General features: G+C 59.8%; 21 protein-coding genes, 2 tRNA genes and 1 pseudogene. 13 read left to right on the top strand and 11 right to left on the bottom strand.

Translation table 11 applies throughout. From position 1 onward, the window contains the following. Positions 1–103: 103 nt before the first annotated feature. The 7 genes from AC24GY_RS22000 (at position 104) to AC24GY_RS21970 (ending at position 10,028) form a co-directional block, all read left to right on the top strand. Entirely contained in the window at positions 104–1,333 is a 1,230-nt protein-coding gene (locus AC24GY_RS22000) for a hypothetical protein (protein WP_487687255.1), read from the top strand. An 81-nt stretch (positions 1,334–1,414) separates the two neighbouring features. Then, the gene (locus AC24GY_RS21995) at positions 1,415–1,954 is read left to right on the top strand and encodes an RrF2 family transcriptional regulator (RefSeq protein WP_487687252.1); all 540 of its coding nucleotides are present in this window, start codon (positions 1,415–1,417) and stop codon (positions 1,952–1,954) included. A gap of 588 nt (positions 1,955–2,542) precedes the next feature. Beyond that, positions 2,543–6,874, top strand: coding sequence for a Verru_Chthon cassette protein A (gene vccA / locus AC24GY_RS21990; RefSeq protein WP_487687249.1), 4,332 nt, complete (start codon positions 2,543–2,545; stop codon positions 6,872–6,874). A gap of 27 nt (positions 6,875–6,901) precedes the next feature. Further along, entirely contained in the window at positions 6,902–7,387 is a 486-nt protein-coding gene (gene vccB, locus AC24GY_RS21985) for a Verru_Chthon cassette protein B (protein WP_487687246.1), read from the top strand. After that, entirely contained in the window at positions 7,384–8,487 is a 1,104-nt protein-coding gene (gene vccC, locus AC24GY_RS21980) for a Verru_Chthon cassette protein C (protein WP_487687243.1), read from the top strand. The genes vccB and vccC overlap by 4 nt, the downstream gene beginning before the upstream one ends. Before the next feature lie 15 nt (positions 8,488–8,502). Next, positions 8,503–9,120: a Verru_Chthon cassette protein D gene (gene vccD, locus AC24GY_RS21975; RefSeq protein WP_487687240.1), complete on the top strand. Its 618-nt coding sequence runs from the start codon at positions 8,503–8,505 to the stop codon at positions 9,118–9,120. Positions 9,121–9,350: 230 nt separating this feature from the next. After that, positions 9,351–10,028: an autotransporter-associated beta strand repeat-containing protein gene (locus tag AC24GY_RS21970; RefSeq protein ID WP_487687238.1), complete on the top strand. Its 678-nt coding sequence runs from the start codon at positions 9,351–9,353 to the stop codon at positions 10,026–10,028. A gap of 2 nt (positions 10,029–10,030) precedes the next feature. Here AC24GY_RS21970 and AC24GY_RS21965 read toward each other — a convergent pair whose 3' ends face one another. Continuing rightward, entirely contained in the window at positions 10,031–10,438 is a 408-nt protein-coding gene (locus AC24GY_RS21965) for a hypothetical protein (RefSeq protein WP_487687236.1), read from the bottom strand. A gap of 134 nt (positions 10,439–10,572) precedes the next feature. Continuing rightward, positions 10,573–11,028, bottom strand: coding sequence for a hypothetical protein (locus AC24GY_RS21960; protein ID WP_487687233.1), 456 nt, complete (start codon positions 11,026–11,028; stop codon positions 10,573–10,575). 514 nt (positions 11,029–11,542) lie between these two features. Between AC24GY_RS21960 and AC24GY_RS21955 the strand changes: the two genes are divergently transcribed. From AC24GY_RS21955 to AC24GY_RS21935, 5 genes and pseudogenes are all read left to right on the top strand, one after another. Continuing rightward, positions 11,543–12,991 carry an alginate export family protein gene (locus AC24GY_RS21955; RefSeq protein WP_487687231.1) on the top strand — a complete coding sequence of 483 codons (1,449 nt, stop codon included), beginning with the start codon at positions 11,543–11,545 and terminating at the stop codon, positions 12,989–12,991. Positions 12,992–13,065: 74 nt separating this feature from the next. After that, positions 13,066–14,055, top strand: coding sequence for a sulfate ABC transporter substrate-binding protein (locus AC24GY_RS21950; protein ID WP_487687228.1), 990 nt, complete (start codon positions 13,066–13,068; stop codon positions 14,053–14,055). Between the two features lie 90 nt (positions 14,056–14,145). Then, entirely contained in the window at positions 14,146–14,973 is an 828-nt protein-coding gene (cysT, locus tag AC24GY_RS21945; protein ID WP_487687225.1) for a sulfate ABC transporter permease subunit CysT, read from the top strand. A 55-nt stretch (positions 14,974–15,028) separates the two neighbouring features. After that, positions 15,029–15,889 (top strand): sulfate ABC transporter permease subunit CysW, encoded by an 861-nt coding sequence (cysW, locus tag AC24GY_RS21940; RefSeq protein ID WP_487687222.1) that lies wholly within the window; start codon positions 15,029–15,031, stop codon positions 15,887–15,889. Continuing rightward, positions 15,886–16,602 (top strand): annotated as a pseudogene (locus AC24GY_RS21935) (sulfate/molybdate ABC transporter ATP-binding protein); the annotation flags it as partial. The gene cysW and the pseudogene AC24GY_RS21935, both read left to right, overlap by 4 nt. Before the next feature lie 113 nt (positions 16,603–16,715). Here the strand turns inward: AC24GY_RS21935 and otsB are convergent. The 9 genes from otsB to AC24GY_RS21890 form a co-directional block, all read right to left on the bottom strand. Beyond that, the gene (gene otsB, locus AC24GY_RS21930) at positions 16,716–17,516 is read right to left on the bottom strand and encodes a trehalose-phosphatase (protein WP_487687219.1); all 801 of its coding nucleotides are present in this window, start codon (positions 17,514–17,516) and stop codon (positions 16,716–16,718) included. Between the two features lies 1 nt (position 17,517). After that, positions 17,518–18,117 (bottom strand): trehalose-6-phosphate synthase, encoded by a 600-nt coding sequence (locus tag AC24GY_RS21925; RefSeq protein WP_487687217.1) that lies wholly within the window; start codon positions 18,115–18,117, stop codon positions 17,518–17,520. Further along, entirely contained in the window at positions 18,095–19,033 is a 939-nt protein-coding gene (locus AC24GY_RS21920) for an alpha,alpha-trehalose-phosphate synthase (UDP-forming) (RefSeq protein WP_487687214.1), read from the bottom strand. Before AC24GY_RS21920 ends, AC24GY_RS21925 begins: the two co-directional genes overlap by 23 nt. Positions 19,034–19,460: 427 nt before the next feature. Continuing rightward, positions 19,461–19,537 (bottom strand) — tRNA-Arg (locus AC24GY_RS21915). Between the two features lie 109 nt (positions 19,538–19,646). Further along, positions 19,647–21,068, bottom strand: a complete 1,422-nt coding sequence (gene gatA / locus AC24GY_RS21910; RefSeq protein ID WP_487687212.1) for an Asp-tRNA(Asn)/Glu-tRNA(Gln) amidotransferase subunit GatA — start codon at positions 21,066–21,068, stop codon at positions 19,647–19,649. 40 nt (positions 21,069–21,108) lie between these two features. Then, positions 21,109–21,399 (bottom strand): Asp-tRNA(Asn)/Glu-tRNA(Gln) amidotransferase subunit GatC, encoded by a 291-nt coding sequence (gene gatC / locus AC24GY_RS21905; RefSeq protein ID WP_487687209.1) that lies wholly within the window; start codon positions 21,397–21,399, stop codon positions 21,109–21,111. Between the two features lie 99 nt (positions 21,400–21,498). Beyond that, positions 21,499–21,918 carry an exosortase system-associated protein, TIGR04073 family gene (locus AC24GY_RS21900; RefSeq protein WP_487687207.1) on the bottom strand — a complete coding sequence of 140 codons (420 nt, stop codon included), beginning with the start codon at positions 21,916–21,918 and terminating at the stop codon, positions 21,499–21,501. A gap of 80 nt (positions 21,919–21,998) precedes the next feature. Continuing rightward, positions 21,999–23,468 (bottom strand): sulfatase, encoded by a 1,470-nt coding sequence (locus AC24GY_RS21895; protein WP_487687204.1) that lies wholly within the window; start codon positions 23,466–23,468, stop codon positions 21,999–22,001. A 56-nt stretch (positions 23,469–23,524) separates the two neighbouring features. After that, positions 23,525–23,731: a hypothetical protein gene (locus tag AC24GY_RS21890; RefSeq protein ID WP_422322392.1), complete on the bottom strand. Its 207-nt coding sequence runs from the start codon at positions 23,729–23,731 to the stop codon at positions 23,525–23,527. 188 nt (positions 23,732–23,919) lie between these two features. On the opposite strand from AC24GY_RS21890, the gene AC24GY_RS21885 reads away from it, so the two are divergent. Then, positions 23,920–23,994, top strand: a tRNA-Thr gene (locus AC24GY_RS21885). Positions 23,995–24,003 lie beyond the last annotated feature (9 nt).

Below are 24,003 nucleotides of genomic sequence, written 5' to 3'. Positions count from 1 at the left end.
ATGTCGTTTTTCCAGCGCACCAGAATCGCTGCTTGATACTGTGCCTCCTTTCTGCCGCCCCTGCTCGCACGGCAGCTTCCCCTTTGATATTCAACGCTTCACCATGAGATTTTCCCTCCCTTCCCTGCTCCTCTGCACCGCCCTCACTTCCTCCCTGCAGGCAGAGGTCACCCTGGACCCCTGGTCCTACACCGAGACCGATCTTTACCCCAGCGCCATCGTCTCCACCGCCACCGTGGACTGGAACGGTGACGACCAGATCGCCGAAGACAAAAAAACCGCTGACGACCCCAAGCCCAGCAAAAAGGAAATCCCCATTTATGGCGACGAAAACGGCTGGCTCGCCGTCGATCTCACCGGCCTCCCCAAAAACGCCCAGGTTGAAGTCACCATCTCCATCGACGGCTTCCTCAAGCCCTCCACCTGGAAAGGCAAAGTCACCCGCATCACCAAAGCCGGCGAAGCCCGCATCTTCCCCAAGGCCCTCTGGGACTACGATGCCCTCCTCAAAGTCCGCCAGCAGCGCCCCATCAACGTCACCTTCCAAGCCACCGTCAATGGCGTCGCCGTCCCCGACGACCACGAAACCTACGTCATGCGCTCCATCAATGACTGCATGTTCTACGTCCTCATGGACGAAGAAGGCGAGGACTTCGACGACTTCTCCTGGCTCTTTGCCGCCTACGTGAATGAAAACCACCCTGAGGTGGACATGATCCTCAAGGAAGCCCTCAAAAGCGGCATCGTCTCCGACTTCTCCGGCTACCAGTCCGAAGAGCCCAAAGACGTCATGATGCAGGTCTTTGCCATCTGGAACGCCCTCCAGCGCCGCGGCATCAAATACAGCGATGTCTCCCACACCCTTCCCAGCAAATACGTCGTCAGCCAGACCGTCCGTTTTCTCGATGACTCCGTGCGGGCCACTCAGGCCAACTGCGTGGACGGCTCCGTCCTCATGGCCTCCGTCCTCAGCAAGATCGGCATCACCTCCTACCTCGTCATGATCCCCGGCCACTGCTTCCTCGCTTTCGACCTCGGCGATGGCGAAGACGCCAAGCGCATCGGCCTCGAAACCACCATGCTCGGCAACGACGAAATCCGCTCCGTCGAAGAAATCGCCAATCTCACCGAGAAAGCCAAACTCACCGAGTTCAAAGCCTCCTACAAGACCTTCACCAGCGCCGTCAAAATCGGCAACGCCAACCTCAAGAAATACAAGACCGAGTTCGAAGACGACTCCGAAGACGCCGATCCAGACATCCAGCTTATCTCCATCCCCGACGCCCGCGATCTCGGCATCATGCCCATCGCCACGTCCAGAGATTCCAGGTAGCCGAACGCACCTCCCATCTCCGCAGGTGAAATAAAGTATTCCTACTTGCCCGGTGGGCGTAGCCCTTTCATAATTATTGCCATGCGACTGACCAAACGCGGAGAATATGCCTTGCGCACCATGATACGGCTGGGCATTGCCGAGAGACAAAAAGAAGGCGTGATTTCCGTCTCCTCATTGGCGGAGCAGGAGCATCTGCCCTTCAAGTTTCTTGAGGCCATTCTCTTCGAACTGCGCACTGCCGGCTATGTGGAAAGCACTCGCGGCAAATACGGCGGCACGCGGCTGGCCAAGCCGATGAAATCGATCAAAATGGGCGAAATCGTCCGCCTAATTGATGGCAAGCTCGCTCCCATCGGCTGCGCCAGCGAGACGGAGTATGAGAAGTGCACCTGCCCGGACGAGACGCATTGCGGACTGCGCATGCTCATGATCGATGTCCGCAATGCGATCGCCAACATCCTGGACCGTTACACCTTGGAAAACGTGGTGGAAGTCACCCTGCGCAAACAGGAACAGTGCGCTGCAGCCCCGAAAAAGTCCGCCAGGAGAAAAGCCAGCGCTAGGCATGCCGATCCATCAGACGGCTTCCTGGCCGTGCTGCTGGACTCGGTGGCATAGCCCGGACTGTTTGTTGCAAGCGCAGATTCGCTGAACTCATGCCCTGGCGTGCTCAGCCGCTTCAAAAACTGCGCCCTTCTGTCTCCAGGGGTGGTGGCTGCCTCATGCGCCACCTCTCAGCACGGCGCTAAAAAGCAATTTTCACCCGTCCGCGCCACCGGCTGCGTCCGAAATCTGCCGGAAGACAAAAAGCCTTATATTCCTACTGGACAAGAGTGATATAAAAGCTTAATCTCCCACTAGAAAGATATGCTTTAAAACAGCTCATCAAAGAACCGATCCGAAAACGGAAGGACTTTTCAAAATGCGCCCGCGTCCGAATCCCCTCCATGGGAAAGGCTGCGGTCCACCCCACGGAACAAATGAAAAATCCCCTGCACTCAGACTTCCCCATTCTCGCTTCGACGCCGGCCATGCTCCGGCTTTGTGAATGTCGTTGAGTTGATGTGGTGACGGGCTGCCCCTGCCAGTTCGTCTTTCCTCAGCACCCGTCTGTTCTGTCTCTTTGGCTTCCTGCTTCAGGATCAGCCTCTCCACGCGCACGCCCTCTTTCCAGGCATCACGGCGCTTCAGCCCCCGCTTCTTCTCATGAAACTTTCCGCTTCCCGCTCCAGCTCCCGCCGCCGTGGCATGGCTTTGGTCATGGTCGTGCTCATGCTTGCGCTCATGCTCACCCTCATGCTCGCCGTGTATTCCATGTCCGGTTCTGAGCTGAAAGGAGCCAATCGCTACGCCAGCGGCCAGCAGGTGCGTCAGTTTGGCGATCTCGCGGTGGACGTGGCCATCGCGCAGCTGCGCAAAGGCACCACGCCGAACGCGCAAAACATCGGCCGTGAGGTCTGGACCTCCCAGCCCGGACTCATCCGCCAGCATGATGCCTCCGGAGATCTGCTCGCTGCATACAAGCTCTACTCCAGCTCTCAGATGGTCGTGAACGGCGGCACCGATGCCGAAGTCTCCCTGCTCAATGACACTCCGCCAACGAACTGGCAGGAGCTCAAGGCACGCTACGTCGATCTGAACCGTCCGATCCACCGCATCGATACCACCGGCACCACCACGCTGCATTTCCCCATCATCGATCCACGCGCCATGACCGGGCAGACTGACACCGTCAGCGGCTTCTCGTATTCAGACAAGCTCGTCAACGGCCGCACCGTCACCGGAGTGAAGACCACCGGAGGAGACAGCCAGCGCCTGCCCATGCCGGTGGAGTGGCTTTATCTGCTGCGCGATGGCACGATGGGCACGCTGGACCTGCAGAACAAATTCGTCGCTGCCGTCTCACCGACTGTGGACAATCCCATCGTCGGCCGCATCGCATTCTGGACCGATGACGAGAGCAGCAAGGTGAACATCAACACCGCCTCCGAGCCCACCCCCTGGGCCGTCCCCACTTTCTACCACGAAGACGATGCAGCCTATGCCCGCTACCAGCCTGTGAATGGAGAACTCCAGCGCTATCCCGGCCATCCCGCCACCACCGCGCTCAGCCCCATTCTCTTTCCCGGCAAAACGCTCACTCCTCCAGACAAGGATGTCATCTATCGCCTCACGCCCAAGATCGGCACCGGCGGCTCTGTCAGCGGCACCAAGTCCTTCCAGGACAGCAGCATCGCCCAGATCAAACTCGCCTCCTTTCGCAAAGAGCGGCTCTATGCCAGCCTGGATGAATATCTGCTGCAGGAAAACCGCACAGAAAACAACTTCGGCCTTGGGGTGCAGGCGCGGGACGTCCTCCAGCGCAAAGGCTTCTTCCTCACCGCACAAAGCCGTTCTCCAGAATTGAATCTACACGGCCTTCCCAAGATCGCCCTGTGGCCCGTCAACTATCGCGGCACGGACTACGGCACTTCGTACGATCAGCTCATCGCCTTCTGCTCCACCCTGCGCCAGAGCGGCACCGGCGGCCTGCGCAAATACATCTTCCAGCGTGGCAACGCAGACTCCACCACGCAGGACATCCAGCGCCCTGAAAACCAGGCATTGCTGAATTATCTCCACACTCTCCTGCAAAACCCCATGCCCGGCTTCGCCGCCGTGCCCAGCCAGAACTTCTCAGCCAAGTACGGCGATGACCTGCGGCAGATCCTCGTCGAAATTTTCGACTACGTCCGCAGCACCAACCTGCATGACGGCAACATTGTGCAGGACCCCAAGGTCATCACTCCCGGCGTCGATGCCACGCAGAACTTCCTCCTTGGCTACGCCTCCGGTTCATCGCGCACGTTTCAGTTCAAGACCTTCACCGATCCACGCTTTTTCCGCTCAGACCCAGACAGCCCGGACGCCAGTGGCTCTGGACTCGTCGAGGCACTGGGCTATCCCGGCCACGGCCAGGTCACGCCATCACAGTGGGCCACCGGCGGCAAAACTTACCAGGGCATCGGCCGCTTCCCCACCGTCACCGAAGTCGGCCTGCATTTCATCTGCGCCGCAGACAACACCGACGACCCCGCCAACACCTATCCCGAAGTCTATCCCAACATGGGCAGGCCCGGCGGCCGCACCGCGCCCACAATGGATGGCACCACACCGCAGGCTCGCTGGTATTCAAACTTCCCCCCGGTGCCCACTCCAAATCCCTTCCGCGGCGAAAAGGCAAACACCAAAACCTGGCCCAAAACCGCTGGATTCCCCTACGGCCCGGACCCCGCGCATCCAGGCTACCAGTCCGTAAACTGGAACTTCCAGCTCAACAAAAACACCCCGCTGCAGCCCGGCATCCGCCGCATCCAGTCACGCCTGCTGCTGGAGTTCTTCGTGCCTGCCGCAGGATACACGCTTCTGGAACCCGAGTTCACCGTGCGCGTCTCCGGCCTCAAGAAATTCCGTGTCAACGGGCAGCAGCTCTTCCCCAATGACAGCGAACTCCTCTACACCGGACGCCGTGCCACCAACACAGGCAGCCAGATGACCGGCGGCTACGGCATCGGTCTCAAAGGCGTCCTGCGTGGTCGCGAGGCCGTCGCTCGCGCACCCATGACCGCTGACAACAACTGGGGCAATGCCGACTGGAAAGTCAAACCCTCCGCCTCCTCTGGCGATGACACCAGCGTGATCAATTACAACCTCCTCAGCAACTTCATCGACATCGACGTGGGCCGTGACGGCAGCAAGCCCATGAACTTCTCCCAGGCGGATCTCAGCATCGAAATCTACAGCGGACACCTCAACCGCATCCCCGCCAGCGGAGACACTCAGGCCGTCCTTGTACAAACGCTCACACCCAGCTTCCCTGCTGCACCCACCATGCCCGCCCCCACGCTGGTGCGGCAGTTCAACAACGCCATGACTGCGGCGAACGACAAGCTGGAAGCTCCCGCCTGGTGGACATTCTACAGCCGGGGTGCCCTCGGCATCAGCCTCACCAAGGCCCAGGAGACCGCCATCCGAAACGATTCCTCAGGCTTTTACAGCACCTTCACGAAAAACAGCACCGCCACTCAGCGTGGCCGCATCTTCCGGGACAACGTGGCAGCCCGTACCGGCTCACAGCCCGCCCGCGGTGCCTACTTCTTCGGCTTTGATGCCGAAGACTCTGCAGTCCGCCTGTTCAAGCCACAGGTCTCCTCCAGCGTGGCGCAGGCCGAAATCGAAGAAGGCAGCGACGTGGTGCAGACCGTCACCATCAAGCATGGCGACTACCGTCTCACCTCCGCCATGAACGTGGTGGACGCCAGCCAGTGGCAGCCGCATCGCTATTTCGGCACTCGCAGGCTCGCCCACAGCTTCACCAATTTCGTTTCCAATCAGCTGCCCGGATATGACTACGGCACCAAGTCCGACGTCCCCAGCCGTCTCGTCGCCACCAAGGCCGGAGCCACTTATCCAAACACTCGAATCCCGGATCTCCCCTACTTTAACGCCGCCACCACGGCTGCACAACTCTACGGCGACTTTGACAACGGCCCGGGCCCAGCGCGCGACGGCCCCTACATCAACAAACCCGATGAGGGCAACGTGAACAAAGTCGCCAATGGTGGCGTCCCCTACCTCAGTGAATCCAACCAGCACACCACGGTGGACAACGTCTTCTTCACGCCCAACCGCCTCATCGCCTCCCCCGGTGCGCTCGGCTCTCTGCCCACCGGTGTAAAGTCTGGCAAACCCTGGCGCACCCTGCAGTTCCGCCCGCAGCAGGGCCACCCCGGCGGCCCGTCCAAACTCGGCGGCACCAATCCTCCCGACCATCTGCTGCTCGAATACTTCTGGATGCCCGTCGTGGAGCCTTACGCCATCAGCGAGCCCTTCTCCACCGCCGGCAAGATCAATCTGAACTACCAGATCCTCCCATTCTCCAACATCCGCCGGGCCAGCGGCCTGCACGCCCTCCTTGCCAGCGAGCGCATCACCGCCGTACCCACCAGCGACGCGCCGAACTACAAAGTCTTCCCAAAGTCCTCGGATCAAAACACCTTCTGGACCACGTCCGGCGGCCAGCGCTGGCACTACAACATCGACGCGGAAAAGACCCTCGCCCAGTTCGAGCAACGTTTCAAGGCCGGCAAGATCTTCCTCAGCGCCAGCGAGATCTGCGACGTCCATCTCGTCCCGGATCGTGACGTCGCGGACTACACTCAGATGGAAAGCTTCTGGGCCACCCGCCGGCTCACCGGAGACAACACCCGCGAGCGCCCCTACACCAATCTCTACCCGCGCATCACCACGCGTTCAAACACCTACCGCGTCCACTACATCGCACAGATCATCCGCAAGGCACGCTCCACACCGGTCAACACCATCACCGATGGTGACACCTTTGAGAGCGAGTACCGCGGCTCCGCCGTGGTGGACCGCTTCCTTGATCCCGCTCAGGCGGATCTCCCGGACTTCACCTCCAGCACCACCGCCTCTCCCGAGAGCCTCGACAACCACTACCAGTTCCGCGTCCTCGAAAAGCGCAAGTTCGGCAACTGACCCTCCTCACAAACCAAAACAAAAACCATGAACATCCGCACCTCCAGCCTCCGCACGCATTCGCAGGGTTTCTCCCTGGTGGAAGTCACCCTCGCTCTCGCCATCGCCGCTTTTGGCATCACCACCATCATGGGCCTGATCCCTCATGGCGTGACCAACGTCCGCACCGCAGGCGAGATCACCGCCGCCTCGCGCATCTCCCAGCACATCCTCGGCACGCTCGATCAGTCACAGGCCTCCGGTGCGCAGCAAAAGCAGCGCTACTATTTTGACGCCTACGCCGTCCCTGTCGATCCCGCAGGCCGCAGCAAGGCCGACATCGCCTTCGTCGCCGAAGTCGGCGTTCCTGCCACCGATGTGCTCCTTCCCGGCAACACCGGCACCAACGATGCCTTTCTGCGCCGTGTCACCGTGAAGCTGAAGCAGACACCCGCCGCTGATTTCAATTTCACCGAAGCACAGCCTGCCACCTACAAGCTCTACTCCTACGTCGTTGCGAGGACTGGCAAATGAAACCCACCTCCTTCCATTCACGCCGCAGGCAGGCATTCACTCTCGTGGAGCTCATGGCCTCCATGGTCCTGCTTTCACTGCTCATGCTTGCCTGCGTCACGGCGCTGGACTCCGTGCGGCGTTCCGTCACCGGAGTGCATAACAAGACGCAGCAGTTTCGTGAGGCACGCCAGGCGTTTGAACTCATCACCAAGACACTTTCCCAGGCCACGCTGAATCCTTACTGGGACTACTATTACAAAGCCACCGGCTCCAATACCGCACCTGCCACCGGTACCGTCACTCCACCCACCGCCTACATCCGCTTCTCGGAGCTGCAGTTTCAGATCGGCCCGGCCACCACGCTGCTCGGTGGGAAAGCAACTCCCGCCAGCACCCCGGGCCATGCCACTTTTTTCCAGGCACCTCTGGGGCTGACGAACGACCAAAACGGCCTCGGCAGCCTGCTCAACGCACGTGGCTACGCCATCCAGTTTGGCGATGACAACACCAACCGCCCGCCCTTCCTCTCCGACTACACCATTCCCGTGCGCTACCGCTACCGCCTCGTGGAATACCGCCCGCCGTCAGAACAGGCAACTTATTTCCAAGGCAACACCATCTACACGCATCCCATCGACTGGTTCCGGCAGGACCTCGAACAATCCACACGCATCGTGGCGGAAAACATCATCCTGCTTGTTCTTTCACCTCGCGTCTCTGCAGAAACCGCCCTCGCCACCAAGAAGACCCCGTATTGGATCGCACCCAGCTACACCTACAATTCCCTCGACGTGAACAACGCCACCCCCGCCGTGGATAAAGTCACCGTCGATGCTGCGGGCAATGCCACGCAAGGCACACAGCACCTCCTGCCTCCGCTCGTGGTCGTCACCATGGTCGCACTGGATGAAACCTCCGCCGCCAAATGGGCGCAGGAGTACAATCAAACGCCCGTGGATTATCTGGCGCAGGCCGCTGCGCCCTTCACCGATGCCACCGCCTACGATGCAGATCTCGCCAGCCTGGAGGCGTGGCTCAATCAAAAGCGCCTCAATTACACGGTCTTCTCCAGCACCGTCCCCCTGCGCAATGCCCGCTGGGACTCCCGCACTTACTGAATACCAGCACCTCACATGATTCTTCGCACCCATCACAGCCGCCCGGGCTTCACCTTGATCGAGCTCATCGTCGTCGTCAGCATCATCACGGTCATCGCCGTGCTCAGCGCGCCCTACATCGCCGGCATGGCCGCTTCGGCGCGTTTGCGCACGGCCTCAGAGGCCGTGCAAAACCGCCTCATGGAGGCCCAGTCCCTCGCCATCCTCTTCAACACCGACGCCGAACTCCGCGTTTATGAAGCTGCCGATCTCATCGACGGCCGGCCCACGCTGCGGAAGCTGCGCATCCACACCCTCCGCCCGCCGGAGGATGTCCCCAACGCCCCTGCCACCGACGTCTTTGAACCCATCGGCGCCGTCACCAGCCTCGATCAGGAAATCGAAATCAGCGCAGACGCCACCCGCTCCTCCATCATCGACCTCGGTTTCCAGGAGAGCGCATCGGATATCTACGGCCGTTACATCGCCCTGCGCTTCCACTCAGACGGCAGCCCCGCGCTCCAGCCTGCCAAGCCATGGTTCCTCACCCTGCATGAAAAGAAAGACGCACAGCTGCGTGACGCGAAGCTCAAAAACTTCGTCACCGTCCAGATTGATGCTGCCACCGGCCGCCTCCGCACCTTTCAGCCCTGAGCATTTCAGTCATCACCGCCTCCGCGTTGCTCACCTTGTTCAGGACGTGACAGGCGAACTGTGACAAAACAATGACAGAACAATTTTATAGTCTATTTGTCGAATAGGAGTTATAGGCCATTTAATTCCCACCATAAAGGTAGGGCAGCAACTCCGACGCAAACACGATTCAGGGCGCCATCATCAACAACACGGGCGCGGGCACCAGCGGCACCAATGCCGTGGCACTGATGAAGCGGGACACAGGCGTGTGGATTCTCGCCGGAGCCAGCACCTACAGCGGCGGCACCACGGTCAGTGGCGGCACCCTGGTGGTGAACAACGCGACGGGCTCTGCCACAGGAACGGGCTCGCTCACCATCGCCAATGGCGGACGCCTCGGCGGCAGTGGCACTGCGGGATCGCTTGCTGCGGGCGCGGCCCTGACCCAGCAGACTGGCGGAGTGATCTTCGCGGGTCAGAACGGAGTTCAGGATGCGCAAACTCTCACGCTGCAGGCCGGCGCGGGCTTCACGCTCAGCGGCAGCATCGAGCTCGACATCATCGGCGGCGCTGCGAGCGGTACGCTCAATACTCCGGGCGGCAGCAATGATCTCCTCGTCTTCAGCGGCGGCGCGGTGACACTGAACGGAGCCACGCTCACCATCCACTCAGCACTGCCGGTCACCAGCGGCACATGGGTGGCGGGATCGACATGGAATCTCATCGACTGGTCCTCCGTCTCCGGCACTTTTGACACTATCACCGGCCTTCCCGATCTCAGCTCACTTGGTCTTGCCTGGGACTGGAGCCAGCTTTACTCCAGCGGCACGCTCAGCGTCGTAGCCGCAGCGCCGGAGCCCTCCCGTGCGCTTCTGGCGATGGTCGGGCTGTCCCTGCTGCTGCAGCGCCGGCGGCGCGCAGTGTGAGATCACGCCACGCGGGCCAGCTTGATTTCCGCATGCGGCCGCCGTGCTGTTTTAAACCGCGTGGGCTGATGAATGGCCTGGAAAATTCCAATGCGGGATTCGCTCACCACCACGGCGGTGATCACCGGCTGCGCCAGCAGAGCCAGCGCTGTCTGTATCTGAAGAGCACCCAGATGCAGACCTGTGGAGTCAGCGAGATTGAGACGGCCCGGCATGAGAGTATTCACTGCCGGCTCCTGACGACCACGGGATAAAATGCCCTGCACAGACAGCAGGATCACGCCTCCCAAGGGTTCATCCGGAAGTCGCAGGCTGATATGAACCTGAAGATATTCCTCGGTCATGGTGGCATCCCAGGTTCGTTCGGGAACATCGGCATGAATCTGGAAATCAATTGGGACAGCTGACAAGGCGTGCTCAATGGCAGTACTGAACCTCCCTTTCGGAGCGACTGCATCGGCGTGGTGACGGAGCAGGTAATGCTTGAGCAGAATGCCAAAGCAGGAAATGCGAAGTGCTGACATAGGAGGCAGTTCCGAATGGTTCACGCGCTCAATGCCACGCCAGGCTGGGAGGTGTGGCGCAAAACATCCAGCACATGATGCAGATGACCGATGATGGCCTGCGGGCTCGCATCCTCATGCCGGAACTCTCCTCGAAGGATGCCCGCCTGGGTGTTCGAAACATCCACCGCAGACGGTTTGAAGTCCAGACCGGCGCAGCTTTCATCCGTGAATGTCAGCACACCGGAAACACGAATCAGGATGGCGGCTGCAGCGGGCTGACGCGGCGTGATCAGCAGCTGCAAAGGTCTTCCCACGAGCTGCTGTGCAGGGAGTTTTGAGACCACCACCACCACGGCATAATCATGCGACAGCAGCCGCAGGCTGCTTTTGAAGGTGGCGAGAAGACTGGCATTGGGAGGCTGAATGACCTGCTGTTCCTGAAGCAGTTGCTCAAGAAGCCATTCGCGCAGCGTGAATTTTTGATCGTTGTCCATGATGGAATGCGGCTGTTATTTTTCTGTGCCGGTTGTTTTACCGCCGCTCTTCACATCGCGTGATGCGGCACACCGGATGGAGGCGGTCAAATCTCAATGCCTCCCGGCGGTCTGCGGTCAGGTGCGCCTTACTCCTATTAAATATATATGATTTAAAAACCTTCAACCGGAAAAACGCGGCTCATTCAAAAAGATACAACCCGCCATCCGGCAGAAACGATGAAACACATCCGGCCTTTGAGAAGCCGGGGGATTCGCCGCCGCACCAGCGCATGACTTATTTTTTTAATTCCTACTTGCCGTATGTATTTTATAACATATTACTCAACGCAGGCCGAAGCAATCCGCCCGGATTCCCCGCCACCCTCAAGAGACTGACCGGACCACCGGAGGTGTTCGAAGCATGCATAAGCATCTGTTTGAAGCATCTCAGGCGCTGTCCCAACGCGTGATCCGAAAGGATCAGGTCGGTCCCAAACCGAAACACAGGCCACCGTTCCGCAGCCGCTCAAACATGAAAAAGACCCTTTCGACAAGAACACTGGATCAGCGCTTCCTGACACAGGCGCTTGGTCTCCTGCTCCTCACCGCGACCGCTGCCTTTGCTGCTGAAGTGGAGTCCAAGAAGCTCACTCGCGGCACCTATTACCAAAACCCGCTCAGCTACAGCACCACGCGTGACCCAGATCCGCCGAAGTATGTGCGCAACGTGAGCGAGCTGGGCGTCGATTCGCTGCTGAACGTCAAATGGCTCGATGTGGGCCTGGACTACCGCTTCCGCTATGAGTACCGCGACAACGACCTGCGCCGGGCGCAGAAGGGAGTGGACCAGCCCCTCCTTCACCGCACGCGCGCCTACATCGGCATCAAGGACATCCTCGACCCCTTTCGCTTTGCGTTTGAGATGCAGGACTCACGCCGCGAAAACAGCAGGTATGCGCGTGACAACCGCGACGTGAACGAGTTTGAGATCATCCGCGCCTATGTGGAGCTCTATTTCAAAGACCTCTTCGGACATGACTCCATCGGCAACGCCCGGCCCTTGAGCATCCGCTACGGGATTCACAACTTCGAATTCCTTGACCGCCGCCTCATCGGCAACAACCAGTGGCGCAACACCGCAAACGCCTTTCAGGGCTTCCACGCCAGCATTGGCCAGGAAAGCAGCGACTGGCAGCTCGACCTCCTCGCCGTGCAGCCGCTGAACCGTCTGCTGTATCAGATGGACCGTCCTGTGGAGCAGCAGTGGATGTATGCCGCCATCGGCCATTTGCGCCAGTGGTCAGACGTCATCACCTTGGAGCCTTATTACCTCGCGCTGCATCAGTCCGCCTATCGCGGCGTGGCGGAGCGCATGGTGCATAACCCCGGCCTGCGCGGCTACGGCATCATCGGTGCCACGGGCTTCGACTACGACGCCAGCATGAACTACCAGTTTGGTCAGAACGGCACCAGCAAGGTGCGTGCCTATGCCGGCACGGTGGAGGTGGGGTACACCCTCAGCTCCAATCCGTGGAAACCGCGCGTCAGCCTGTTTTACGGCTACGCCAGCGGCGACCGCAATCCTAACGACAGCACGGACAACCGCTTCGAGCGCTTCTTTGGCTTCGGCCGTCCGTGGTCGGCCAACGACTACATCGTCTTTGAAAACATCAGCACACCGAAAGTTCGGGTGGAACTCAAGCCGCGCCACAATCTGCGCGTGGACTTCGGCTACAGCTACTACTGGCTCGCCAGCGGCACGGACCGCTTCAACGCGGCCAACAACGCCCGAGATCGCACGGGGGCCAGCGGGAACTTCCTGGGCCAGGAGTTCGACATCCGCGCCCGCTACACCTGGGACGCGAAAACAGAGTTCACCATTGGCTACTCCTACTTTGCCGCGGGCGGCTTTGTGGAGCGCCAGCTGCAGCGCCCCAGCACCAACTTTGCCTACTTTGAATTCAGTCATCGCTTCTTTTGAAGCCAAACCTCGAACTCCCCGATCCACCATTCCGCATTCAAACCTCGTCATTTCCCATTCTTTTCTCAAACATCATGAAAACACGCCTCAGCCTCCTCTCCGCCGCTCTCTTCGGCCTCACCGCCCACGCAGCCGACTTTGAGCTGCTCAACGTCTCCTACGACCCCACCCGCGAACTCTACTCGGAGTACAACAAGGCCTTCGCCAAACACTACAAGGAAACCACCGGCAAAAAAGTCAGCATCGACCAGTCGCACGGCGGCTCCGGCAAGCAGGCACGCGCTGTCATCGACGGCCTCGAAGCCGATGTCGTGACGCTCGCACTCGCCGGAGACATTGATGTGATCGGCCAGCAGGCTGGCTTGATCTCGAAAGACTGGCAGAAGCGCCTGCCCAACAGCAGCGCGCCTTATACCAGCACCATTGTGTTTGTCGTGCGCAAGGACAACCCGAAGAACATTCAGGACTGGGACGACCTCGTCAAAGAAGGCGTGAACGTCATCACTCCGAATCCGAAAACATCCGGCGGTGCCCGCTGGAACTACCTCGCCGCCTGGGCCTATGCGCTGAAGAAAACCGGCAGCGAAGCCAAAGCGAAGGAGTTCATCGCCGCGCTCTTCAAGAACGTGCCCGTGCTGGACACCGGTGCGCGTGCCGCCACCACCACCTTCGCACAGCGCGGCATCGGCGATGTCTTCCTCTCCTGGGAAAACGAAGCCTGGCTCATCCAGCGCGAGTTCCCCGGCCAGACCAAGATCATCGTTCCCTCCATCAGCATCCTCGCCGAGCCGACCGTGGCCGTGGTAGACAAGAACGCCGAGAAAAAAGGCACCGCCGAAGTCGCCAAAGCCTACCTCGAATACCTCTACTCTCCCGAGGCGCAGGAAATCATCGGCAAAAATTACTACCGCCCGCGTGACGCCGCAGCCGCTGCCAAATACAGCGCCCGCTTTCCAAAGCTGAACCTCGTCACCATCGACGGCGACTTCGGCGGCTGGGCCAAGGCGCAGAAGAAGCACTTCGATGACGGCGGCATCTTTGACCAGATCTATCAAGGGAAGTAAGCCCACCGCCCCCCTGTGAATGCGCTTCTCACGAGTGGAGCGCATTCACTTTGCACCACGAGCTCATTGATAACCAGCCTGCTTCATCCCTTGTCACGCCCACGCCATATCCTTCCCGGCTTCAGGCTCTCGCTTGGCTTCACCATCACCTACCTGAGCCTCATCGTGCTCTTCCCGCTCTCCATGCTCGTGTGGAAGGCCACCAGCGGCGGATGGGAGCACATGCTTGCCACACTGACGCAGGCGCGCGTGATTTCATCGCTGAAGCTCAGCTTCGGCACGGCCTTCGCCGCCGCGCTGGTGAATGCCGTCTTCGGCCTGATCACCGCGTGGGCGCTAGAGCGCTACGCCTTCCCCGGCCGCCGCCTGCTGGATGCCATGGTGGATCTCCCCTTCGCGCTGCCCACCGCCGTCGCAGGCATCGCCCTAGTCACCCTCTATGCGCCCAATGGCTGGATCGGCGCCTGGCTCGCGCAGCATGACATCAAGGCCGCCTACGCACCGCTCGGCATCACCATCGCGCTCACCTTCGTCGGCTTTCCCTTCGTCGTGCGCACCTTGCAGCCCGTCATCGCCGATCTCTCCATGGATGTCGAGGAAGCCGCCGCCTGCCTCGGCGCGAACCGCTGGCAGACGCTCACACGCATCGTGTTTCCCGCGCTGCTGCCTTCCACCCTCGCCGGCATGACGCTCGCCTTTGGTCGCGCCGTCGGTGAATACGGCAGCGTCGTCTTCATCTCCGGCAATCTCCCCTTCAAAACCGAGATCGCCCCCCTGCTCATCACCATGCGCCTTGAAGAGTATGACTACTCCGGTGCCGCCACCATCGGCGTCGTCATGCTCGCCGCTTCCTTCACCATCCTCGTTCTCTCCAACTTGCTCGCTCAGTGGAGCCGCAAACGCACGGGAATGAGATGACGAATCACCCTTCCTTTTTTTCCACTTACCGCCTCCCCTTTCGCATTTTTAAAGCATGGCCGCCATCATCGACATCCATCCACCGCGCACCGTCCGGCCTCGCAAAGCTACCTCCGACTCCCTCTTCTCGCGCGGCCTCATCATCGGCACCGCCGTGGCCTTCATGGGGCTCATGTTTGTTCTTCCGCTCGTCGTCATCTTTCAGGAAGCCTTCCGCAAAGGCTGGGAAGGTTTCGTGGAAGCCTTCGATGACCGCGCCACCATGCACGCCATCTGGCTCACGCTGAAAGTCGCCGCCATCACCGTGCCGCTCAACACGCTCTTCGGCCTCGCCGCAGCCTGGTGCGTCTCGCGTTTTCAGTTTCGTGGCAAGCGCTTTCTCACCTCCCTCATCGAGCTGCCGCTGTGGGTCTCCCCGGTCATCGCCGGCATGGTGTATGTGCTGCTCTTCGGCGCGCAGGGTTTATTTGGCCCGGCGCTGAAAGAGCACGGCTTCAAGATCATCTTCGCTCTGCCCGGCATCGTGCTCAGCACCATCTTCGTCACCTTCACCTTCGTCGCCCGCATCCTGGCTCCGCAGATGGAGGCGCAGGGCCAGGCTGAAGAAGAGGCCGCCATGACCCTCGGTGCCAACGGCTTCCAGATGTTCTGGCGCGTCACCCTGCCCAAGATCAAATGGGGCCTGCTCTACGGCATCATTCTCTGCAACGCACGCAGCATGGGCGAGTTCGGTGCCGTGTCCGTGGTCAGCGGCCACATCCGCAACAAGACCAACACCGTGCCGCTGCACATCGAAGTTTTGTACAACGAATACCAGTTCGTTCCCGCCTTTGCCGTCGCCTCCATGCTGGCCTTGCTGGCGCTGGTGACCCTGATTTTGAAAACTCTGACGACCACCCGCCGAGGAGCAGCATGAGCATCCACATCCACCACATCTCCAAATCTTTCGGCAGCTTCCAGGCGCTGAAAAACGTCGACCTCGAAGTCAAAACCGGCGAACTCGTCGCCCTGCTCGGCCCCAGCGGCAGCGGCAAGACCACGCTGCTGCGCATCATCGCCGGACTCGAATTCGCCGACGCCGGCGCAGGCAGCATCCAGTTCCATGGCACCGACGTCACGAACCGCAGTGCCTACGAGCGCAAGGCCGGCTTCGTCTTCCAGAACTACGCCCTCTTCAATCACATGACCGTCGCGGAAAACATCGCCTTCGGCCTCCGCGTCATGCCACGTGCCACACGGCCCGATCGCGAAGAAATCGACAAAGCCGTCACAGAACTCCTGCGCCGCATCGCCCTGGAAGGCTACGGTTCACGCTACCCGTCCCAGCTCAGCGGCGGCCAGAAGCAGCGCGTCGCACTCGCCCGCGCCCTCGCCGTCGGCCCGCAGGTCCTCCTGCTGGATGAACCCTTCGGCGCCCTCGACGCCAAGGTGCGCAAGACCCTGCGCAAATGGCTACGCCAGTTTCACGACGAAACCAAAGTCACCACCTTGTTTGTCACGCACGATCAGGATGAAGCCTTCGAACTCGCCGACCGCGTCGTCGTTTTGCATGAAGGAGACATCCAGCAAATCGGCTCACCGCAGCAACTTCGCGAGCATCCGAAGAATGAGTTCGTCGCCGACTTCCTCGATTGCGTGATGATTTGAGTGTTCGGCTGATTTCTCATGCTCCGGAGCAGATGACATCAAGCGCCTCTGCCAAAGAATGAGCCTGGTATAGCCGCCCGTCCTTCAACCTTTGGTTATGATGCGCCAAGCATCAAACTAACAGCGCGGAGAAACTGTACCGCATCCTCCGGATGCCGGGCGTGCAAACCGGCGAAGCTTGCGGCGGATTCCAGGCCGACGTGGAGTGTGATGCCTCGGCTGTTCAGCTCTCGGAAGGCGTCCTCATCGGTGACGTCGTCTCCCAGGAACAAGGTGGATTCAGAAGCAATGTCGAAATGCTGCTGGATACGGCGCAGGGCATGGCCTTTGTGCCAGTCTACTTGCGGACGAAACTCGACAACTTTTTTTCCATCTGCGCGGCGGATGCCTGCGGGGAGCACCATCTGCAGCACGGCTGCATGAAGACGCGGAAGATCAGCGCTGGCGACGCGTCGGTAGTGCAGGGTCAGGCCAAGCCCCTTGTCTTCGATCAGAGCTCCTTCAATGCCACCTGCAAGGGATTGAAGCTGCGTGACAAGCGCCTCTATCTGCGGCCGGTTTTGAGCTGAGGAGGGATGCATCCAGTCAAGTCCGGCACCGCTCATTTCCAAACCATGATTGCCTGCCAGAACAATGTTTTCCTGGGCAATCGGCAAACGCGAGGCGAGATCAGCCAGCGACCGCCCGGAAAGAAATGCCAGCCTCACACGCGGATGCAGCGTCGCGAGACTTTTGATCACCATCTGAGCCTCCGACGACAACACCGCCCGGGATGGGCAATCCATGATCTGAGCAAGCGTGCCGTCAAAGTCTGAGGCGATGAGCACACTCGGCGCCTGAACCAGACAGGAACAAATTTTTTCGAGATGCCGGGTCCAGTGAGGTCGCAGGCTCATTTCATGCATCCTCAAAAGGCTGCTGCTCAAGCAGTTCATCGTCATCTTCGTCGTCCGGGTGCTCAATGCGCAGCATGGCCATGAGCAGACGGCTGGCCCAGCGATAGACGTTCTGATGTGCCACCTGCTCGCGCATGAGCCGCATGCGCCGCTGCTGACGCCCGGCGCTCATTGTCAGCGCGTTATGTACAGCAACGGAAATTTCCTCAATAGCGTAGGGGTTGATGCTAATGGCCTGCGTCAGTTCCCGCGAGGCTCCGGTGAAAAGGCTCAGGATCAGCACGCCACGCTCGTCACTTCGGCTGGCCACAAATTCCTTGGCCACCAGGTTCATGCCGTCATGCAGGGAGTTCACCATGAAAAAATCTGCCAGCCGGTGCAGGGCCATCATGTCCAGCGGCCCGTGGTGTTCCTTGAGGAGATAAACAGGCTGCCAGTCCGAGGTGCCAAAGCGTTCATTGATGCGCGCCACCGCGAAGTCCACTGCCGCCTGTTCCGCCTGATAACTTGCCAGGTGATCACGACTTGGCACGGCAATCTGCACAAAACAGAGCTTGCCCAGACTCTCCGGGTGCTGTTCAAAAAAAATGTTCGAGCCCATGGATGCGCTGTGGGATGCCTTTGGAGTAGTCCAGACGCTCGATGCTGGCCCCGATCTTCCGCCCCTTCAGGCCGGGCAGTCGCTGCAGCCAGCGCTGCATGGCGGCAGCCACTTCTGGCGAAGTGGCGAGTTTGTTGTCAGCTTCGAAATCGATGCTGATGGGAAAGGGGCGCACGCGGGTCAGATGCCCGCCACGGGTGATTTCACTTCGGTCCGTGTCCACCCGTGCTTCCAGAGCGCGGTCCACGGTGCCCAAAAAATTCTGACAATGGTAATGAATGTGAAAGCCGAGGAGGTCATTGCCCAGCAGACCGTCCAGCAGTTCCTCCCCCCATGGAAAGGCGCGAAAGACTTCACGGTTCGGCCATGGGATATGCCAAAAGTGTGCACTCACGATACGTCCGCCACTCATCTCCCGCAGCATGCGCGGCAGCAGGCAGAAGTGGTAGTCTTGGATGAAGACCAGCGCCTTGCCGCCATCCGCCTCCTTGAGCACCGCTTCGGCAAAGATGCGGTTCGCCTCTTTATAAGCCAGCCAGTCCTGGGGGCGAAACTCTGGGCGGGTGAAGGTGATGTGACACAGCGGCCACAGTCCTTCGTTCGACAGCCCGTAGTAAAATCCGCGTTCCACTTCGGGATCAAGCCATACGCGCCGCAGTCTGTAGCCCGGCGCCTCAGGCGGCACCATCACGCAGTCGTTTGCATCCACTGTGTCCCGGTCCGCATCCCCTGCCCCCTGGGCCACCCAGGTGCCGCCGGAAGCCATCATGATAGGGTGCAGCGCCGTGGCCATGCCACTGGCTGGCCGGATGCACTCCACCGTGCCATCCGGGCGCTTGCGGTGGATGAAAGGTTCGCGGTTTGAGACCACAATGAATTTGCGCCCCTCAAGACGGCTTTCAATCAGCCGGTGCAATCGTTCCCGGCTCCACCGCTGCTCCACCGCTGTCGGTGAGAGCCATTCAAGGAACCTCCCTCCACCCAGCCCAGTTTGAATCAGGCGATGAAACCTGCTGCGTTTTTTTACTGTCGTTGACATCTTCTTGGTGAAGCAACCCTTGCCGCCAGTTGCAGGCTCTCGCAATTCGCCATAGCCCAGTCTCTTCTGTGGCAGAAACCGCGACAGCCCAAGCCACCACTCGCATTCCATTCGACAATGCTCATGCATCCATCCTCACTTGATGTCTGACTGAAATGCATCATTGAGCGGGTCTATGTAGCTCTTGTGTAGTTCCACCTTGTGAGACACCCGCTTTGCTTTCATCCGCGCGCACAGTTGGCACATTTAAGCGGTCAGTCAGTTTGGCGGAACAAAGCGCCTTGTTAACTCATTCAGTAATGAGTGGCGCACCCGTCAGGATTCGAACCTGAAACCTTCTGATCCGTAGTCAGATGCTCTAATCCGTTGAGCTACGGGTGCGTTGAAACTTACCTTCCCGCCGTGTTTGAAACAGCGGGCAACGAGAATAGACCAGTGCGTTCTTTTGTCAAACTCTGTGGAGAGATTTTATTCATTTTATTCACGTTCCTCAGCGCGATTGCTCATACGCATGCGCCACACGCAGCACGGTGGCTTCATCCAGCGCTTTGCCCACGATCTGCAGTCCCACAGGAAGCGCTTTGCCTTCCACATCCACCGTGCCGCATGGCAGACTGATTCCCGGAAGTCCGGCCAGATTCACGGGAATGGTGAACACGTCTTCAAGATAGGCCGCCAGCGGGTTGTCTTTGAGTTCACCCAGCTTGTGGGCTGGTGTGGGGCTGGTGGGGGAAAGGATCACGTCCACTTTTTTGAATGCTTCCGTGAAGTCATTACGGATCAGCGTGCGCGCCTTCTGCGCACGGATGTAATACGCGTCATAGTAGCCGGAGCTGAGCATGTAGGTGCCCAGCAGGATGCGCCGCTTCACCTCGGGGCCGAAACCTTCCGAGCGGGACTTCGTGTACTGCTCCATCAAATCCCCTGCACTGCTGCTGCGGTGACCGTAACGAACACCGTCAAACCGGGCGAGGTTGGCCGAGGCCTCCGCAGGTGCGAGCACGTAGTAAGTCGCCACACCGAGTTCCGTATGCGGCAGGCTGATTTCTTCAATGATCGCCCCCAGAGACTCCAGCTGGCGAATGGCCGCCTGCACGCTGGCAGACACTCCGGCGTGGATGCCGTCGATGTAATACTCTTTGGGCAGGCCGATGCGCAGGCCCTTGATGTCCTGGCCAAGGGTTGCGGTGAAATCCGGAACCTCGATATTCAGCGAGGTCGAGTCATGGGCGTCGTAACCACAAAGGTGATTCAGCAAAAGCGCGGAGTCTTCCACCGTCTTGGTGACCGGGCCGATCTGGTCCAGCGAAGAAGCAAACGCCACGAGGCCATAGCGGGACACACGGCCATAGGTGGGCTTGATGCCCACGCAGCCGCACAGCGCCGCTGGCTGGCGGATCGAGCCGCCCGTGTCTGACCCCAAGGCCGCAATGGCAAGATCTCCCGCCACCGCCGCAGCACTGCCACCGCTGGAGCCACCGGGGACGCGGGAAAGATCGCGCGGATTGCGAGTGACGCCGAGGGCGGAGTTCTCCGTGCTGGAGCCCATGGCAAATTCATCCATGTTCAGCCGGCCAAATGGAATGGCACCACCCGCACGCAGCTTTTGGATCGCGCCCGCATCGTAGGGGGCCGTGTAGTTTTCAGCCAGGATGCGCGAGCCGCAGGTGCAGGGCTGGCCGGTCACGTTCATGTTGTCCTTCACCGCGATGGGGATGCCACCCAGCGGCTTCGTGATATCGGCGCGGTCGGCTTCGGCGAGAGCGGCTTCAACGTCCCAGGACAAATAGGCACCGATCTCCGCATTGCCTGCTTCGATGGATTTCGCGACATCCAAAACGATGTCTCGTGGCGTGATTTCACCCGCAGTGATGCCTTTGCGCAAGGCTGCGATGGTGGAGGAGGCGAGCATAGGAAAATGAGAGCGGGAAGCAGCGGCAGAGGTTGGACGGTTACTCGATTACCTTGGGAATCTGAATCTGGTCGGCGATACGTTTCGGCGCGTTGGACAGCGCCTGCTCCTGAGTAAAGCCAGGACGCGGTTCATCCGCCCGCAGCACATCATAAACGGGCATGGCGTGCGCCGTCGGCTCCACTCCGTCCAGATCGTAACGTGTCAGCGTGTCGATGTAGGTCAGAATGCCGTCCAACTGGGACTCGTAGCGCTTGGCTTCTTCGTCGGAGAGCGTAAGCCGGGCCAGCTTGGCCACATGGTTGATGTCGATCTTATGAGCTTCAGGCATGAGGAAACGGTTCTTTCTTGCCAGCAGGAACCCTGCTTTGCAAACAAAAGGCACAGACTGTTTGCAGTCTGTGCCTTGAGAAACTTGCCTTGTTGGCTGTTACCAGCCCTGGGAGGAGGAATACGGAATCTCGGAGCGGAAGCCCACTTCAGGAGCGAACTCCGTGTAGCCCCACCAGGTGTCCACGTTCTCCTTGTGATGATAAGGTGGGCGGTAGGTGCGCTTCCAGCTAGGAATTGGGAAGGTGGCAATCTCATAGAGCCCGTAGCCAGCTCTCACCAATGTGCGCTTGGTTCCTTCGACGAAGAAATCGGAAGCGGCGGCGATGGAACCATCAGACTCGTTGGTCTTGCGCCAGACAGCCGGGTATTCGAACCAGCCAAACAGAACGTTGCCGATACCGCGGCTGAGTTTCCGGCTCCACGTAAAGTGATGTCCGGGAGGAGACTGGATGTCACCGTAAGCGATGCTGGAAAGAGCGCAGACGGTGAAGGCAAGGAGTAAAAAACGATTTTTCATGTGGCTTAATGATGATTAACAAAATTTGGGCGTCATTGGCAACCATTAAGTTGCGCTTTTTTACAGTCCTTTTGCCTGTTTTATCGCTTTCCACGCGGAAATTGGCGTACCAAAAGCTGCTGCGCTTGTTCGAGGGCCGCACGATCAGCCGGACTGGCCATCACATTGTTCATTTCCGCCTCATCACGGGCGTGGTCATACAGCTCGCTCGCCACCACGCTGCCAGTGTCAAAATCCCGCCATTCGGTATAACGCAGCGTCGGGGTGCGGACGCTCACCCCCATCACCTCCGGCCTGCCACGCGGGGTACGGTCCGGATAGGCAGGTCGGGGAAATTGCGTGTAGGCGGCGACTTTGATTTTAGCCTTGGGATCGTTCAGCAGCGGCACAAGGCTGACCCCGTCCAGGCCCGGCGCCTCCGGGACAGCGCACAGGGCGGTGATGGTGGGAAAAAGATCCACCATTTCCACCAGCGCATCCGTGCTGGCCCCGGCATGCTTTGCCTGCGGTGGCACCACGATGAGCGGCACGCGCGCATCCAGCTCGAAGTTTGAGGTCTTGGCCCACAGACTGTGTTCTCCGATGTGGTAGCCGTGATCCCCCCAGAACACGATGAGAGTGGAGTCCAGCAGGCCCTGCTTTTCCAGCTCGGCGGTCACCTTCCCAAGCTGGGCGTCCATGTAGCTGATGGCGGCGAAATACCCATGCCTCATCTCCGCCGACTGCTCTGCGGTGGGCTGCTTTTGGTCTTTCACCGGCCCCAGAATCTCCGTGCTCTGGTGAAAAGCGATCTCTGGGGCGGCGGCCGGCCGTGCGGGATCGAGCACCGGCAGCTGGTCTCTCTGATACATGTCCCAGTATTTTTTGGGAGCGTTGAACGGGGCGTGCGGCTTCCAAAAACCGACGGCAAGAAAAAACGGCTCGCCTTTGATCTCACCCAGCACACGCACAGCCTCGGCGGCCACCCGCCCATCATAATAGGCTTCATCCGGCAGATCACGGCACTCACACAGCGGCACCTTTCCATACTGGCGCAGGCTGCTGGAGAGCGTGGTCAGATTCGGCGGCAGCGGTCCGCCGACCTGCGGCACGTCATCGCCGTGATTTGCGTAGTGCAGGAATTCCGGAGCGCTCCATGAGCGCGGGTCGCCATGCTCCTTCGTATGCCAGTTGTGGAAAATTTTGCCCACACAGCGGGTGGTGTAGCCGTGGTCCTTCATCCACCCCGGCAGTGTGTTCACCGCCGGCTTCAGCTCGCGAAAATGCGTTCCATTCACATACAGCCCCAGAGTGTCCGGACGCAGCCCGGTCAGCATGGAGGAGCGGGAAGGATTGCAGACCGCCTGCTGGCAGTAGGCCTTCCGGAAAATCATGCCGCGCTTCGCCAGCGCATCGAGATTAGGCGTTACCGCCACAGAGCCGTAGCAGCCCAGCTCCGGACGCAGGTCATCAGCCATGATGAACAAAACATTCGTGCGGGGTGCTGCGTGCAGCAGCGGGACGGACAGCAGAAAAATAGCCTTCAGGGCGGCAGCGCGACAAATCATCATCGGGCCATAACGCGCCATCCTCAGCAATATTGCCCGGCTGGCAGGCAAAAAAAGACTCAGTCCTGCTGCCCCTTCAGCTGGTTTCGCATGCTTCGCCACTCCGCGCGGTGGTTCTGCGCCCAGTCATTGAGCGCAAACTCAAACCCGATGTCATGGCCTTCGCTCTCACTGGCGAGCCACTTCAGGCGTTGAATTTCTTCCTGCTCGGCAAGGAATTCACCATAGGGAGTTCCAGCTTGGGCAGCTATGGTTGGACTGGGCATAGGCCACTCTCAGTGAGTTCACCCAAGATTCAAGCACGAGCTGTTGGGAGCCGGGTGGCTGCCATTTGCACCGCCTCAGGCTTTCCCCACCCGCCCTTGAGCTAAGAATTTTTCCACCTGTCAAAGAAAGCAAATGACAAGATCTGAGCACCCCTTATATAATTAAAGACTTAAAGTCACACGTTCATGCCGGAGTAGCTCAGTGGTAGAGCATCGCATTCGTAATGCGAGGGTCGCGGGTTCAAATCCCGCCTTCGGCTCCACCAACGCGT

The organism is Prosthecobacter sp. Pr1 (assembly GCF_057652315.1).
The sequence above is the reverse complement of the archived record's forward strand: the minus strand, read 5'-3'. Positions and strand labels throughout refer to the sequence as shown.

Coding starts and splice junctions, on each gene's coding strand:
- AC24GY_RS22000 (WP_487687255.1), top strand. CDS start 104: ATGAGATTTTCCCTCCCTTCCCTGCTCCTCTGCACCGCCCTCACTTCC.
- AC24GY_RS21995 (WP_487687252.1), top strand. CDS start 1,415: ATGCGACTGACCAAACGCGGAGAATATGCCTTGCGCACCATGATACGG.
- vccA (WP_487687249.1), top strand. CDS start 2,543: ATGAAACTTTCCGCTTCCCGCTCCAGCTCCCGCCGCCGTGGCATGGCT.
- vccB (WP_487687246.1), top strand. CDS start 6,902: ATGAACATCCGCACCTCCAGCCTCCGCACGCATTCGCAGGGTTTCTCC.
- vccC (WP_487687243.1), top strand. CDS start 7,384: ATGAAACCCACCTCCTTCCATTCACGCCGCAGGCAGGCATTCACTCTC.
- vccD (WP_487687240.1), top strand. CDS start 8,503: ATGATTCTTCGCACCCATCACAGCCGCCCGGGCTTCACCTTGATCGAG.
- AC24GY_RS21970 (WP_487687238.1), top strand. CDS start 9,351: ATGAAGCGGGACACAGGCGTGTGGATTCTCGCCGGAGCCAGCACCTAC.
- AC24GY_RS21960 (WP_487687233.1), bottom strand. CDS start 11,028: ATGGACAACGATCAAAAATTCACGCTGCGCGAATGGCTTCTTGAGCAA.
- AC24GY_RS21955 (WP_487687231.1), top strand. CDS start 11,543: ATGAAAAAGACCCTTTCGACAAGAACACTGGATCAGCGCTTCCTGACA.
- AC24GY_RS21950 (WP_487687228.1), top strand. CDS start 13,066: ATGAAAACACGCCTCAGCCTCCTCTCCGCCGCTCTCTTCGGCCTCACC.
- cysW (WP_487687222.1), top strand. CDS start 15,029: ATGGCCGCCATCATCGACATCCATCCACCGCGCACCGTCCGGCCTCGC.
- otsB (WP_487687219.1), bottom strand. CDS start 17,516: ATGAGCCTGCGACCTCACTGGACCCGGCATCTCGAAAAAATTTGTTCC.
- AC24GY_RS21925 (WP_487687217.1), bottom strand. CDS start 18,117: ATGGGCTCGAACATTTTTTTTGAACAGCACCCGGAGAGTCTGGGCAAG.
- gatA (WP_487687212.1), bottom strand. CDS start 21,068: ATGCTCGCCTCCTCCACCATCGCAGCCTTGCGCAAAGGCATCACTGCG.
- gatC (WP_487687209.1), bottom strand. CDS start 21,399: ATGCCTGAAGCTCATAAGATCGACATCAACCATGTGGCCAAGCTGGCC.
- AC24GY_RS21900 (WP_487687207.1), bottom strand. CDS start 21,918: ATGAAAAATCGTTTTTTACTCCTTGCCTTCACCGTCTGCGCTCTTTCC.
- AC24GY_RS21895 (WP_487687204.1), bottom strand. CDS start 23,468: ATGATGATTTGTCGCGCTGCCGCCCTGAAGGCTATTTTTCTGCTGTCC.
- AC24GY_RS21890 (WP_422322392.1), bottom strand. CDS start 23,731: ATGCCCAGTCCAACCATAGCTGCCCAAGCTGGAACTCCCTATGGTGAA.